Here is a 14,491-nt window from a genome sequence, read left to right on the forward strand (position 1 = left end):
AGCAGACCCAGCAGCAGACCCAGCAGCAGACCTAGCAGCAGACCCAGGAGAACCGAGGATGCCCGCTCCCCGCACCGTCCTGCTCACCGGCGCCGCCGGCGGCCTCGGCACCCTGATGCGGGACCTGCTCCCCGCCCACGGCTACGCACTGCGCCCGCTCGACCTGCGCCCGGTCGAGGGCGAGCCGGACGCGATCGTCGCGGACCTCGCCGACCGGGACGCGCTGCGCGAGGCGGTCCGCGGCGTCGACGCGATCATCCACCTGGCGGGCATCTCCCTGGAAGCCCCCTTCGAGAAGATCCTCAGGGCGAACATCGAGGGCACGTACAACCTGTACGAGGCCGCCCGCGAGGAAGGTGTCCGCCGCGTCGTCTTCGCCTCCTCCAACCACGCCGTCGGCTACACCCCCCGCCCCCGGGGCGACGACCCCCTCATCCCGATCGAGACGCCGCGCCGCCCGGACACCTTCTACGGCCTGTCCAAGTGCTTCGGCGAGGACCTGGCCCAGCTCTACTGGGACAAGCACGGCATCGAGACCGTCTCCGTCCGCATCGGCTCCTGCTTCCCCGAGCCGACCAGCGTGCGCATGCTCTCGGTGTGGATGAGCCCCGCGGACGGCGCCCGCCTCTTCCACGCCGCCCTCACCGCCGAGAACGTGGGGCACACCGTCGTCCACGGCTCCTCGGCCAACACTCGCCTGTGGTGGGACCTCACCTCCGCGAGGGCGCTCGGCTACGAGCCGCGGGACGACTCCGAGCCGTACGCCGACAAGCTCCTCGCCGAGCAGGGCGGGCTGGACCCGGACAACCCGGCGCACGCGTACCTGGGCGGCCACTTCGTGACCGACCCCCCGATCTGGCCGTACTGACCGGAACACGACCCCACGAGAAGCGGACGGGCACCGAACGGGCCCGTCCGCTTCCGCATGCGGGCATCCGCACTGCCCGTTCTCACCCCGCCCCGCGCTGCGCCCCAGGTCCGAGACGGGCAGCCGACGCCGGAAACGGGCGCACCCGGGCAGTATCGGGTCCGCAACAGACCTGGTCAGTGCCACCCGACCGCTGTAGAACTTCCTCCACGGGCCCGAACGGGCAGCGGTACGGCGACGAGGCGGTGAGGCAGGTGTTCGGCATGGGCACGAGGACGGCGGAAGAACGCCAGCGCGAGATCGTGCGGGTCGCCCGCGCCACCGGTTCGGTAGACGTCACCGCGCTCGCCACCGAGCTGGGCGTCGCCAAGGAGACCGTACGACGGGATCTGCGCGCGCTGGAGGACCACGGCCTGGTCCGCCGCACCCACGGCGGCGCCTACCCGGTGGAGAGCGCCGGGTTCGAGACCACGCTCGCCTTCCGCGCCACCAGCCACGTGCCCGAGAAGCGCCGGATCGCCTCCGCCGCCGCCGAGCTGCTCGGCGACGCGGAGACCGTCTTCGTGGACGAGGGCTTCACCCCCCAGCTGATCGCCGAGGCCCTGCCCCGCAACCGGCCGCTGACCGTGGTCACCGCGTCCCTGCCGGTCGCCGGCGCGCTCGCCGAGGCCGACGACACCTCCGTCCTGCTGCTCGGCGGCCGGGTCCGTCCGGGCACCCTGGCCACCGTCGACCACTGGACGACGAAGATGCTGGCCGGCTTCGTCATCGACCTGGCGTACATCGGCGCCAACGGCATCTCCCGGGAGCACGGCCTCACCACCCCCGACCCCGCGGTCAGCGAGGTCAAGGCGCAGGCCATCCGGGCCGCCCGCCGCACCGTGTTCGCCGGCGCGCACACCAAGTTCGGAGCGGTGAGCTTCTGCCGGTTCGCGGAGGTCGGCGCCCTGGAGGCGATCGTCACCAGCACGCTGCTGCCCACCGCCGAGGCCCACCGCTACTCCCTGCTCGGACCGCAGGTCATCCGCGTCTGACACCCGACTCACTCCCCGCACGGCACACCCGCACGGCACACCCACACCCTTCAATGCCCCATACCTCCCCATATGTTCAGGAGCGATCCATGCGAACCCAGAGCCGACGGAGGCCGCGAGCCACGCTCGCCGTGGTCGCCGCAGGGACGCTGCTCGCCCCGCTGCTCACCGGCTGCTGGGTCGGGGCGGGCGGCGCCGGATCCGGCGGCAACGCCATCAACGTCCTGATGGTCAACAACCCGCAGATGGTCGAGCTGCAGAAACTCACCGCCGACCACTTCACCGAGGAGACCGGCATCAAGGTGAACTTCACCGTGCTGCCGGAGAACGACGTCCGCGACAAGATCAGCCAGGACTTCGCCAACCAGGCCGGCCAGTACGACGTCGCCACCCTCTCCAACTACGAGATACCGATCTACGCCCGCAACGAGTGGCTGCGGCCGATGGACCCCTACGTCGCCAAGGACCCGGCGTACGACGAGAAGGACATCCTCGGCCCGATGCGCGAGTCCCTCACCGGCGACGACGGCAAGCTCTACGGCCAGCCCTTCTACGGCGAGTCGTCCTTCCTGATGTACCGCAAGGACGTGTTCGCCAAAGAGGGCCTGAAGATGCCCGAGCACCCCACCTGGACCGAGATCGCCGGCCTCGCCGCGCGACTCGACGGCGCCGAACCCGGCATGAAGGGCATCTGCCTGCGCGGACTGCCCGGCTGGGGCGAGCTGATGGCCCCCCTGACGACGGTCGTGAACACCTTCGGCGGCACCTGGTTCGACAAGGACTGGCAGGCCCGCCTCGACTCGCCCGAGTGGGAGAAGGCGACGAAGTTCTACGTCGACCTCGTCCGCGAACACGGCCAGTCCGGCGCCGCCCAGTCCGGATTCGCGGAGTGCCTCAACAACATGACCCAGGGCAAGGTCGCCATGTGGTACGACGCCACCTCCGCGGCCGGGTCCCTGGACGCCGCCAAGTCGCCGGTCAAGGGCAAGGTCGGCTACGCACCGGCCCCGGTCGAGAAGACGGACAGCTCCGGCTGGCTCTACACCTGGGCCTGGGGCATCCAGAAGGCCTCCCGCAACGCCGACAAGGCCTGGAAGTTCGTCTCCTGGGCGTCCAGCAAGGAGTACGAGCAGCTCGTCGGCAAGGAGATCGGCTGGTCCAACGTCCCGGCCGGCAAGCGCGCCTCGACGTACGAGAACCCGGCCTACGTCCAGGAGGCCGCCGCCTTCCAGGAGATGACCAAGGAGGCCATCGAGGGCGCGAAGCCGAACGACCCCGGCGTCCAGCCGCGGCCCGCGCCCGGCATCCAGTTCGTCGGCATCCCCGAGTTCACCGACCTCGGCACCAAGGTCTCCCAGGAGATCAGCGCGGCCATCGCCGGACGCCAGTCCGTCGACGAGGCCCTGAAGAAGTCCCAGCAGCTCGCCGAGAAGATCTCCGAGGAGTACGAGGGACGATGACCGCCACGACAACGGCCCCCTCGGCCGCCCCCGACCAGACCCGCCCCACCGTCCACCCGCCGTCCTCCCGGCTGCGCGCCTGGGCCACCCGCGCCCCGCTCCTCCCCGCCCTGATCTTCATGATCGCGGTCACCCAGCTGCCCTTCGTGGCGACCCTGGTGATCTCCTTCTTCGACTGGAACTCGCTCTACCCGGACGCCCGGCACTTCACCGGCTTCGCCAACTACGGCGACGTCCTCGGCGACGCGGACCTGCGCCAGTCGGTGTGGACGACGATCCTGCTGACGGTGGCGGTGGTCCTGGCCAGCCTCGTCCTCGGCCTGGCCCTCGCCCTGTTGCTGGACCGGAGGTTCAAGGGCCGGGGCGTGGTCCGCACCCTGCTGATCGCCCCGTTCCTGGTGGTCCCGGTGGCGGCCGCCCTGCTCTGGAAGCACGTCCTCTACAACCCCGAGTACGGCCTGCTCAACGGGCTGCTGCACTACGTGGGCGGTCCGCAGCCGGACTGGATCTCCACCACCCCGCTGCTCGCCGTCGAGCTGTCACTGGTGTGGCAGTGGACGCCGTTCATGATGCTCATCCTGCTGGCCGGCCTGCAGAGCCGCGACCAGCAGCAGATCGAGGCCGCCCGGGTGGACGGCGCGGGCGACTGGCAGATCTTCGTCCACCTCACCCTCCCCCACCTGCGCCGCTACCTGGAACTGGGCGCCCTGCTCGGCTCGATCTACATCGTCCAGAACTTCGACGCGGTCTTCACCATCACGTCCGGCGGCCTGGGCACGGCCAACCTGCCCTACACCGTCTACCAGAGCTTCTACCAGGCCCACGAGAACGGCCTCGCCTCGGCCGCGGGCGTCCTGGTCGTCATCGGCTCGATCATCATCGCCACCTTCGCGCTGCGCGTGGTGTCGTCCCTGTTCCGCGAGGAGGCCGGCCGCGCATGAGCGCCACCGCCGTACGTCCCGCCACCACCACCGCCAAGCCGGCCCGGACCCGCCGCAAGGCCGGTGCCGGACTGGGCCTGGTGGCCTGGCTGGCCGGCATCGTCTTCTTCCTGCCCATCGCGTGGATGGCGCTGACCTCCTTCCACTCGGAGGCGGACGCGGCCACCAACCCGCCGTCCTTCGCCGCGTCGCTCACGCTGGACGGCTACCGCGAGTTCTTCGGCGCCGGCGGCGGCGCCAGCCCCTGGCCCGCGCTGATCAACTCGGCGGTGGCGTCGGTCGCCTCGACCCTCTTCGTCCTGGTCCTGGCCCTGCCCGCCGCCTACGCCCTCTCCATCCGCCCGGTGAAGAAGTGGACGGACGTCCTGTTCTTCTTCCTGTCCACCAAGATGCTGCCGGTGGTGGCGGGCCTGCTGCCGATCTACCTGTTCGCCAAGAACACCGGCATGCTGGACAACATCTGGCTGCTGGTCATCCTCTACACGTCGATGAACCTGCCGATCGCGGTCTGGATGATGCAGTCCTTCCTCGCCGAGGTCCCGGTCGCGATCATCGAGGCGGCCCGGGTGGACGGCGCGAAGCTGCCCACGATCCTGGTCCGCGTGGTCGCCCCGATCGCCCTGCCGGGCATCGCCGCCACCTCCCTCATCTGCTTCATCTTCAGCTGGAACGAACTGCTCTTCGCCCGGGTGCTGACGGGCGTGGTCGCCGAGACCGCACCCGTCTTCCTGACCGGCTTCATCACCAGCCAGGGCCTCTTCCTGGCCAAGGTGTGCGCCGCGTCGCTCGTCATCTCCCTGCCGGTGCTCGCCGCGGGGTTCGCCGCCCAGGACAAGCTGGTCCAGGGCCTGTCGTTGGGAGCCGTGAAATGAAGGCCGCCGTCATCGAGTCCGTGGGCCGCGCCGTCGTCACCGAGGTCTCCGACCCGACGCCAGGTCCCCGCGACGTCGTCGTCGAGGTCGCCGCCTGCGGCCTGTGCGGCACCGACCTGCACATCCTCCAGGGCGAGTTCGCGCCCAAGCTCCCCATCGTGCCGGGCCACGAGTTCGCCGGCGAGGTGGTCGGCGTGGGCGCCCAGGTCACGGAGGTGTCCGTCGGCGACCAGGTGGCGGTCGACCCCTCCCTCTACTGCTACGAGTGCCGCTACTGCCGCAACGGCCACAACAACCTCTGCGAACGCTGGGCGGCCATCGGCGTCACGACGGCGGGCGGCGCGGCGAAGTACGCGGTGGCCCCCGTGGCGAACTGCGTGAAGCTCCCCGAGCACGTCCGCACCCAGGACGCGGCCCTGATCGAACCGCTCTCCTGCGCGGTCCGCGGCTACGACGTCCTCCAGTCCCGCCTCGGCGCCCACGTCCTGATCTACGGCTCCGGCACGATGGGCCTGATGATGCTGGAGCTGGCCAAGCGGACCGGCGCGGCCAGCGTCGACATGGTCGACCTCAACCCGGCGCGCCTGGAGACGGCCCGCGGCCTCGGCGTCACGGCGTCGGCCGCCACCCCGGACGAGCTGGACCGCCCCCAGGGCTGGGACCTCGTCATCGACGCCACCGGCAACGCGGCGGCGATCCAGGACGGCCTGGACCGGGTCGCCAAGGCGGGCACCTTCCTCCAGTTCGGCGTCGCCGACTACGCGACCCGCGTGCAGATCGACCCGTACCGCGTCTACAACCAGGAGATCACCATCACCGGCTCGATGGCCGTCCTGCACAGCTACGAGCGCGCCGCCGAACTCTTCGCGAACGGCGTCCTGGACCCCGACGTCTTCATCAGCGACCGCATCGAGCTCGACCGCTACCCGCAGGCGCTGGAGCAGTTCGCGGCTGGGGTGGGACGGAAGATCGTGGTCGTGCCGTAGACATTCTTGTCGGGGCGGCGGGGGCGAAAGCCCGATGGGCCACGCCACCCCGCCACCACCCCCGTAACCGCCGCTGACCCGATTGGCCGCCGGGTAAGGGAACGGTAAAACGGGCTCGCTCGTTCACCCGGCATGACAGCTATGACCCCCGGCTCGAACATCCCCCTCTCCGCCGCCCGCGTGACGGTGGACGTCGCCGCTCCCGTGCGGCTCGACGTATCGGGCCTGCTGCTCACCGCCGACGGCAAGGTGCGCTCCGACGACGACTTCATCTTCTACAACCAGCCCACCGGCCAGGGCGTGACCTACCGCTCCGGCGGCGGCTCAGCCCCGGACGCGATCGTGGTCGACACCTCCGCCGTCCCGCCGGGCGTCGAGAAGATCGTCGTCACCGCGAGCCCGGACGCCGCGGGCCAGACCTTCCAGGGCATCGAACCGACCGCCACCATCCGCAACGGCGACGACAACTCCGTCCTCGCCACCTTCACGCCCCCGCAGCTCGGCGCCGAGACCGCACTGGTGATCGTGGAGGTCTACCTGCGCAACGGCGCCTGGAAGGCCCGCGCGGTCGGCCAGGGCTACTCCAACGGCCTGGCCGGCATCGCCACCGACTTCGGCGTCACCGTGGAGGAGCCGGCCCCGGCCGCTCCCCCGGCCCAGCCCCAGGCGGCCACCCCACCGCCCCCGCCCGCCGCCGCGCCCACGATGCCCGCCGCTCCGCCCGCGGCACCGCCGGCACCGCCCGCGCCGCCCGCCCCGGGCGCCGGCAAGATCAACCTGGACAAGGGCCGGGTCAGCCTCCAGAAGAACCAGACCGTGTCCCTCGTCAAGGGCGGCCAGCCGGTGCTCTCCCAGGTCAAAATGGGCCTCGGCTGGGAGCCGGCGTACCGCGGCAAGGACATCGACCTGGACGCGTCGGTCATCGCCTACGGCCCCCAGCGCAACCACATCGACAGCTGCTACTTCGGCAAGCTCTCGATCGTGAACGGCGCGATCAAGCACTCCGGCGACAACCTCACCGGCGAGGGCGGCGGCGACGACGAGGTGATCGTCGTCGACCTCGGCCGGCTCCCGCAGGAGGTCAGCGGCCTGGTCTTCACGGTGAACTCGTTCTCGGGCCAGAAGTTCACGGAGGTCGCCAAGGCCTACTGCCGCCTCATCGACGCCGCGAGCGGCGAGGAACTGGTCCGCTTCGACCTCACCAGCGCCGAACCGCAGACCGGCGTGATGATGGCGAAGCTGATCCGCCAGTACTCCGGCGAGTGGGAGATGACCGCCATCGGCGACTTCGTCAAGTCCCGCACGGTCCGCGGCATGGTGAAGCCGGCCGGCCAGGCGCTGTAGCAGCCCGCACGGCAAGGGGGCGCCCACCTGCCGGGCGCTCCCTACCGCGGCATCAGCCCTTCCACCAACAGCGACAGATACCGCCGGACGGCCGTGCCGCCGCCCTCCCCCGCCGCGGACTCGGCCGCCGTCGCCACACCGTGCGCCAGCCGCAGCACCTCGACCGGCTCGACGTCCGGCCGCAGCGTCCCCGCCTCCTGCGCCGCGCGCACCAGCCGGTCCGCCGCGCCCCGCACGCACTCACCGCACGCCGTGTCCACGGCCGTGCCGAGCAACGCCTTCATCCCGCGGACCTGGATCATCCCGACGCCGAGTTCGTTCAGCCATTCCAGCAACGCCTCGCCCGGCGCCCGCTCGGCGGCGATCAGGTCCGCCCGCGCCGCGATCGCCTCGATCCGGTCGAGATAGGCGGCCTCCAGCAACGCCTGCCGCGTGGGGAAGTGCCGGTACAGGGTGCCGACACCGACCCCGGCACGCCGCGCGATGTCATCCAGGGAGGCGCCCTCACCACGCTCGGCGAAGGCCGCCGCCGCCACCTCCAGCAACCGCTCCCGATTACGCCGGGCATCCGCACGCATGGGCCTGACCTGCGCCATCCCACTACTCCCCGCACACAGAGGTTCGTCGCCGCACCCTACCGCGTGGCTGGGGTCCCTTCGAGAGGAGCGGGCGGCGGGAACCCCCACGACTCCGCACCGCCCATCGATGGTTCCCTGTCGCTTGCCATCCGGAAGCCGGACCGGGGTTCCCTCGGCAAGACCCCGTACGTGTGGCCCCTTGTTCTAACGCCGCTGCCGCTTCCAAGGCCCCGTGATCGCCAGCATGATGCCGGGCGTCTGGATGTTGGCGTACAGGGTGTGGCCGTCGGGGGAGAAGGTGACGCCGGTGAACTCGCTGTACGACGGGTCGGTCTCGTCGCCGATGTTCAGTTCGTTGCGGGCGATGGGGTAGGCGCGTCCGCTGTCGGTCGCGCCGAAGAGGTGCTGGACGCCCTCGCCGTCCTCGGCGATGACCAGACCGCCGTACGGGGAGACGGTGATGTTGTCGGGGCCGTCGTATGCGCCGTCGGCGGACGGGTCGGTGTTGACGCCGAGGAGGACCTTGAGCGTCAGGGTGCGGCGCCCCGGGTCGTAGAACCAGACCTGGCCGTCGTGCGGGCGGCCCGGGCTCTCGTCACGGGCGTAGGAGGAGACGATGTAGGTGCCACCGTCGGCCCACCACATGCCCTCCAGCTTGCGGGCGCGGGTGACCTCCCCGGCGGCGGACTGCTTGCGCACCGGCGTGGTCCGCGCGTCGCGGTCGGGGACGTCGACCCAGTCGACGCCGTAGACCGTGCCGGTCTTCGTCGCCCGGGAGAGGTCGTCGACGAACTTGCCGCCGGAGTCGAAGCACTTGAAGGCCTGGAGGACCCCGGCGTCGTCGGCGAGGGCGCGCAGCCGGCCGCGGCCGTGCCGGAAGTGCTCCGGCGGGGTCCAGCGGTAGAGCAGGCCGTTGGGGCCGGAGGCGTCCTCGGTGAGGTAGGCGTGGCCGCGCTTGGGGTCGATGACGACGGCCTCGTGGGCGTAGCGGCCGAGTGCCTTGATCGGCTTGGGGTCGCGGTTGGCGCGCCGGTCCTCCGGGTCGACCTCGAAGACGTAGCCGTGGTCCTTGGTCATGCCGTTGGAGCCGGCCTTGTCCTCGGTCTCCTCGCAGGTCAGCCAGGTGCCCCAGGGGGTGCTGCCGCCGGCGCAGTTGGTGGCGGTTCCGGCGATGCCGACCCATTCGGCGACGTGGCCGCCGCGCCGGACCTCGACGACGGTGCAGCCGCCGGCGGCGGCCGGGTCGTAGACGAGGCCCTCGGTGAGCGGGACGGGGTGCGGCCAGTCGTCGCGGTGGCCGCCGAGTTCGTGGTTGTTGACGAGGAGCGTGGTGCCGCGCGGGCCGTCGAAGGCGGCGGTGCCGTCGTGGTTGGACGGGGTGTACTCGCCGGACTCCAGCCTGGTCCGCCCGGAGTAGGTGATGATCTCGTAGCGGAAGCCGGCCGGCAGCGCGAGGATGCCGTCGGGGTCGGGGATCAGCGGCCCGTAGCCGACGCCGCGGTGCTCGTGGTCGTGCCCGTGACCTCTGCCGTGCTCGTCCCCCGCGCTCTCGGTGTCCGTGGACGCGAGGGCGTTCGGGGCGGTGGCGAGGGCGCCGACGCTGCCCGCCAGTGCCACTCCGGCGCCGGTGAGCGCGGATCGACTGGCGAAGTCCCTGCGGGTGAGCGACATGGTGTCTCCTGTGACGGTGGGCGTGCCGTGGAGGGTGGCGGACCTCGGTCCGGCGTCACGGTTCCGCCCGTGCCTGAACACGGATCCCGCCCGTCACTGAACGGGAGTTGAACTGGCGGAGACCTCTCCCCGCACCCTCTCCCCGCGCTCTCTCCCCGCACGCTCACCCGTGCCGCTCAGCCGCCCTGCTGCGACCGCGCCTTGAACGCCGCCTTGCGGGCCTCCTTGGCGATCTTCTTGTCGGGGTGCAGCCGCCCCATCGCCTCCAGGACGTCCGGTGTGGCCGGGTGCTCGACCCGCCAGACCGTGTCGAAGAACCCGCTGTGCTGCCGGGCCAGGCCCTCCACCAGGGCCCGCAGTTCCTCGGAGTTGCCCTCGGCCGCGAGCTGTGCGGCGAGGGTGTCGATGGTCAGCCAGAAGACCATCTCCTGCGGCGGGGCCGGCACGTCCCGCGCGCCGTGCTCGGTGAGCCACACCCGGGCGAGGCCGCCCAGCTCGGCGTCGTCGAGGACCTCGCGCAGCGCGGGCTCGGCCTCGGCGCCGACGAGCGAGAGGGCCTGCTGGCAGCGCAGCCGGCGCAGGGGTGCTCCGGTGTCCGTGCCGCGGGCGGCCGCCAGCAGTTCGCGGGCCGCGGTGAGCGGGCCGCGGCCGGCCAGCCACAGCTCGGTCTCGGCGTGCGCGGCGGCCGGCGGGAAGGGCGCGGTGCCGTCGAGGAGCGCGTCGGCGCCCTTGTCGGCCAGGTCCCCGACGGCGGGTGCGTCGAAGCCGGCGTCCAGCAGCCGGGCGCGCAGTCCGTACAGTCCGAGCGGGGTGAGCCGCACCATGCCGTAACGGGCGACGTCGGTCTCGTCGACGGGTGCCGCGGGCTCCTCGTCGGCGTCGGCCATCAGGGCCTCGTCGACCGGCTGGTACTCGACGAGCCCGACCGGTTCCAGCAGCCTGAACTGGTCGTCCAGGCGCATCATCGCGTCCGACACCTGCTCGAGTACCTCGTTGCTGGGCTCGCCCATGTCGCTGGGCACGATCACGGAGGCGGCCAGCGCGGGCAGCGGCACCGGGGCCTCGCCGGGGCCGTCCTCGCCGACGGTGAGCAGGTAGAGGTTGCCGAGCACGCCGTCGAGGAACTCGGCCTCGGCCTCCGGGTCCCAGTCGAGGGAGGACAGGTCCACCTCGCCGCCCTCGGCCATGGCGTCGACCAGGTCGTCGAGGTCGGGGACGCTCGCGTCGGCGAGGACGGCCTCCAGGGCGGTGACCCACAGACCGAGCACGTCCTGCGGCGAGCCGCCGGTCAGCAGGGCGAGGTCCTCGCCCGCGGCGACGGTGCCCGCCTCCTCGTCGGTGATCTCGACGAGCCCGGTGTCGACGGCGATCCGCCAGGCCTCGCTCGCGTACGCCGCGGCGTCGTCGCCGGTCAGTCCGAGCTGCTCGGCGGCGGCCGGCAGCTGTTCCTCGACGAGTCCGCCCCCGGCGTCGACGCGGGTGTCCGCCCCGGCCCAGCGGGCCAGCCGCGCGGCCCGGGCGAGGACCGGCGTGGACAGTGCCTCGCGGGCCAGCTCCGCTTCGGGGCGCAGCCGTGCGGGCGGCAGGGTGGAGCTGTCTGACATCGGCTGTTTCTCCTCGCGCGCCTTGACCGCCGTACGGCCGAATCCGGATGCCGTACGGCTCAACGACTCAGCCTAGACGGGTTTCCACCCATGCCGCCCGGTTCATCTCCCCGTCGGGTGGCGTACATGGCCGAAACCTTGACAACGCGCGTGAGCAGGCACGAGATTGACGCGCGTAGAAAGCGGGGGAAGAGCGGGGGGACACGTGTTTCACGCGGGTCCGTGCGCCCTGTGGCCCCTCGCCGTCCACCCTCGTCCCGGCGCCACGTCACGTCCCCGGAGGGATCCCGTTGGCCAGCAAGTCCTCCACGCGCCTCGCCGCGCTCACCGTCGCCGCAGTGTGCTCGGCGGCGTCCACCGTCGTCCTCACCGCGCCCGCGCAGGCCGGCTCCGCATCCGAAGGCCCGGTGCGGGTCCACGACATCCAGGGCAGCACCCGTCTGTCGCCGTACGCGGGCAAGCAGGTCACGGACGTGGCCGGAATCGTCACCGGCGTCCGCGGCTACGGCTCCTCCAAGGGTTTCTGGATCCAGGACCCGCGGCCCGACGCCGACCCGGCCACCAGCGAGGGCGTCTTCGTCTTCACGAACGCGGCCCCGTCGGTCGCCGTCGGTGACGCGGTCACCGTCTCCGGCACGGTCTCGGAGTACGTCCCGGGCGGTACGTCCTCTGGCAACCAGTCGCTGACGGAGATCACCCGCCCGACGGTCACCGTCGTCTCCGGCGGCAACGCGCTCCCGGCGGCGACGACCGTCTCCGCCCGCTCCGTGCCGCGCGCGTACGCGCCCGAGGGCGACACGGCGGCGAACGGGTCCGTCAACGGCCTGCGGCTGCGGCCCGCGCGGTACGCCCTGGACCACTACGAGTCGCTGGAGGGCATGACCGTCCGGGTCGCCGACGCCCGGGTGGTCGGCGCCTCCGACCCGTACACCGAGCTGTGGGTCACGGTGAAGCCCTGGGAGAACCGGAACCGCCGCGGCGGCACCCTCTACGGCTCCTACGACGCCCAGAACACCGGCCGGCTCCAGATCCAGTCGCTCGGCAAGCCGTCCGACTTCCCCGACGCCAACGTGGGCGACACCCTCGCCGGCACCACCGCGGGGCCGCTCGACTACAACCAGTACGGCGGCTACACGCTGGTGGCCAGCGAGATCGGCGCCCTGGAGAGCGGCGGCCTGGAGCGCGAGTCGACGCGTCGGCACAGCTCCCGTGAGCTGGCGGTGGCGACGTACAACGTCGAGAACCTCGACCCGTCGGACGACACCTTCGCCGCGCACGCCGACGCGATCGTGCACAACCTGAAGTCGCCCGACATCCTGTCCCTGGAGGAGATCCAGGACAACAACGGCGCCACGGACGACGGCACGGTGGCCGCCGACGCGACGGTCGGCAGGCTGATCGACGCGATCGTCGCGGCCGGCGGCCCGCGCTACGAGTGGCGGGGCATCGACCCCGTCGACAAGGCGGACGGCGGCCAGCCCGGCGGCAACATCCGCCAGGCCTTCCTGTTCAACCCCGAGCGGGTCTCCTTCACGGACCGCGCGGGCGGCGACGCGACCACCGCGACGGGCGTGCGGAGGGTGCGCGGCGAGGCGGAGCTGACCCACTCCCCGGGGCGTGTCGACCCGGCGAACCCGGCCTGGGAGAACAGCCGCAAGCCGCTGGCCGGCGAGTTCGTCTTCCACGGCCGGACGGTCTTCGTCATCGCCAACCACTTCAACTCCAAGGGCGGCGACCAGGGTCTGACGGCGCAGTACCAGCCGCCCTCGCGCGGCTCGGAGACGCAGCGCCACCTCCAGGCGAAGGCCGTGAACACCTTCGTCAAGGACATCCTCTCCGCGCAGCGGAACGCCGACGTCGTCGCGCTGGGCGACATCAACGACTTCGAGTTCTCGAAGACCACGCGCATCCTGGAGGACGGCGGCGCCCTGTGGTCGGCGGTCAAGTCGCTGCCGCGGAGCGAGCGTTACTCGTACGTCTACCAGGGCAACAGCCAGGTCCTCGACCAGATCCTGGTCAGCCCGTCGATCCGGTGGGGCGGGCGGCTGTCGTACGACAGCGTGCACGTGAACGCCGAGTTCCACGACCAGGTCAGCGACCACGACCCGCAGGTGCTGCGGTTCCGTCCGTGACCTGAGCGCGGTGGGGGCGGGTTCAGCGGGGTACGAGGCCGAGGGCGTGGTCGTAGCGGGTGACCGTACTGCTCTTCAGGCCCGGCCAGTTCTGGACCCGCCGCCATGGGGCCGTCGCCGAGCCGATCCCCTCGCCGGGTGCGGCGAGGGCGTCGATGTGGGCCTGGGCGCTCTCCCACTCCGCGTAGTTGAGGACGCGGGTGCCGTCGGTGCTGAGGTGGAAGTGGGCGGAGATGCCGCCGGGGTGCTGCTCCGGCTCGCTCTCCAGTGCCTCGAAGACGGCGTCGACCCAGGCGCGCTGCCGGTCGGGGTCGGGGCTCTCGAACTCGATGTCGACGATCACGACGCACCCGGGGACGGGCGCGGTCCCGTGCTCGCGGGTGCCGCTGCGGTAGCGCCGGTACCGGCCGAGGCCGACCCGCTCGATGCCCGGCACGGCGGTGTCGATCTCGTCGACGCGCTCCTGGCGGTGAGTCCTCACGAAGGCCTCGAACGCCTGCTCGCTCGCCCACTGGGAGTGGTGGAGCAGGGTGCTGCCGTCGTGGCCGGTGTAGACGTGGTAGCCGAGCAGGCCTTCGGCGGGCCAGGGGCGGCGCTCCCAGGTCCGGGCGATGGCGTCGACGGTGAGGCGCTGCCGCTCGGGGGTGCCCACCCGCCACGTGCTGAAGAGGGGTGCCTGGACGTCGGGGCGGTCGAGTACGGGGTGTGCGTCGGTACGGCGGGTCATGCCGGCCTCCACTGGTCGGTCGGTGGTCGTCGGGTGCACGCACCACCCTGTGACCTCGACCTTGGTTGAGGTCAAGTGCGCCCCGCTGCCGCTACGACCGCCCGTACGCCCGCCGGTACGACGCGTGGCGGCGGGGGGGCGCGCCCGGCGGGGGGCGGTTTCTCGCCCGCGCGCCCCCCCCTCGACCGCATCGCACGGGTGGTGATGGTCGTCGGATTCGTGGCCTCCGCGTCCGACTTCACCGGCCAGCCCGGCGTGATCAACGGCGCCAGCG

General features: G+C 71.9%; 12 protein-coding genes and 1 pseudogene. 9 read left to right on the forward strand and 4 right to left on the reverse strand.

From position 1 onward, the window contains the following. Nucleotides 1-58 precede the first annotated feature (58 nt). From ACFWR9_RS31905 to ACFWR9_RS31935, 7 genes are all read left to right on the forward strand, one after another. Nucleotides 59-868 carry an NAD-dependent epimerase/dehydratase family protein gene (locus ACFWR9_RS31905; protein WP_383848103.1) on the forward strand — a complete coding sequence of 270 codons (810 nt, stop codon included), beginning with the start codon at nt 59-61 and terminating at the stop codon, nt 866-868. Nucleotides 869-1,131: 263 nt separating this feature from the next. Beyond that, nucleotides 1,132-1,902, forward strand: coding sequence for a DeoR/GlpR family DNA-binding transcription regulator (locus tag ACFWR9_RS31910; protein ID WP_383848105.1), 771 nt, complete (start codon nt 1,132-1,134; stop codon nt 1,900-1,902). Between the two features lie 89 nt (nt 1,903-1,991). After that, a complete protein-coding gene (locus ACFWR9_RS31915; RefSeq protein ID WP_383848108.1) occupies nt 1,992-3,362 on the forward strand; it encodes an ABC transporter substrate-binding protein in 1,371 nt (456 codons plus the stop codon). Further along, entirely contained in the window at nt 3,359-4,303 is a 945-nt protein-coding gene (locus ACFWR9_RS31920; RefSeq protein WP_383848111.1) for a carbohydrate ABC transporter permease, read from the forward strand. Before ACFWR9_RS31915 ends, ACFWR9_RS31920 begins: the two co-directional genes overlap by 4 nt. Beyond that, nucleotides 4,300-5,175 carry a carbohydrate ABC transporter permease gene (locus ACFWR9_RS31925; protein ID WP_360892795.1) on the forward strand — a complete coding sequence of 292 codons (876 nt, stop codon included), beginning with the start codon at nt 4,300-4,302 and terminating at the stop codon, nt 5,173-5,175. Before ACFWR9_RS31920 ends, ACFWR9_RS31925 begins: the two co-directional genes overlap by 4 nt. After that, on the forward strand, nt 5,172-6,161 hold the full coding sequence (locus ACFWR9_RS31930) for a zinc-dependent alcohol dehydrogenase family protein (RefSeq protein ID WP_383848113.1): 990 nt from the start codon (nt 5,172-5,174) through the stop codon (nt 6,159-6,161). Before ACFWR9_RS31925 ends, ACFWR9_RS31930 begins: the two co-directional genes overlap by 4 nt. Nucleotides 6,162-6,302: 141 nt before the next feature. Further along, nucleotides 6,303-7,505 (forward strand): TerD family protein, encoded by a 1,203-nt coding sequence (locus ACFWR9_RS31935; RefSeq protein ID WP_383848126.1) that lies wholly within the window; start codon nt 6,303-6,305, stop codon nt 7,503-7,505. Nucleotides 7,506-7,546: 41 nt separating this feature from the next. Here ACFWR9_RS31935 and ACFWR9_RS31940 read toward each other — a convergent pair whose 3' ends face one another. From ACFWR9_RS31940 to ACFWR9_RS31950, 3 genes are all read right to left on the reverse strand, one after another. After that, entirely contained in the window at nt 7,547-8,101 is a 555-nt protein-coding gene (locus ACFWR9_RS31940) for a TetR/AcrR family transcriptional regulator (RefSeq protein ID WP_383848114.1), read from the reverse strand. Between the two features lie 186 nt (nt 8,102-8,287). Beyond that, nucleotides 8,288-9,754 (reverse strand): PhoX family protein, encoded by a 1,467-nt coding sequence (locus tag ACFWR9_RS31945; protein ID WP_383848116.1) that lies wholly within the window; start codon nt 9,752-9,754, stop codon nt 8,288-8,290. A 176-nt stretch (nt 9,755-9,930) separates the two neighbouring features. Continuing rightward, nucleotides 9,931-11,358, reverse strand: coding sequence for a hypothetical protein (locus tag ACFWR9_RS31950; RefSeq protein ID WP_383848128.1), 1,428 nt, complete (start codon nt 11,356-11,358; stop codon nt 9,931-9,933). Nucleotides 11,359-11,648: 290 nt separating this feature from the next. Between ACFWR9_RS31950 and ACFWR9_RS31955 the strand changes: the two genes are divergently transcribed. Further along, nucleotides 11,649-13,490, forward strand: coding sequence for an endonuclease/exonuclease/phosphatase family protein (locus tag ACFWR9_RS31955; protein ID WP_383848118.1), 1,842 nt, complete (start codon nt 11,649-11,651; stop codon nt 13,488-13,490). A gap of 22 nt (nt 13,491-13,512) precedes the next feature. On the opposite strand, the gene ACFWR9_RS31960 is transcribed toward ACFWR9_RS31955, so the two are convergent. Next, nucleotides 13,513-14,217 carry an antibiotic biosynthesis monooxygenase family protein gene (locus ACFWR9_RS31960; RefSeq protein ID WP_383848121.1) on the reverse strand — a complete coding sequence of 235 codons (705 nt, stop codon included), beginning with the start codon at nt 14,215-14,217 and terminating at the stop codon, nt 13,513-13,515. 180 nt (nt 14,218-14,397) lie between these two features. Between ACFWR9_RS31960 and ACFWR9_RS31965 the strand changes: the two are divergent. Further along, nucleotides 14,398-14,491: pseudogene (locus ACFWR9_RS31965) on the forward strand (RidA family protein); the annotation flags it as partial.

This window comes from Streptomyces sp. NPDC058534, from assembly GCF_042717365.1.
Classification (GTDB): Bacteria; Actinomycetota; Actinomycetes; order Streptomycetales; family Streptomycetaceae; genus Streptomyces.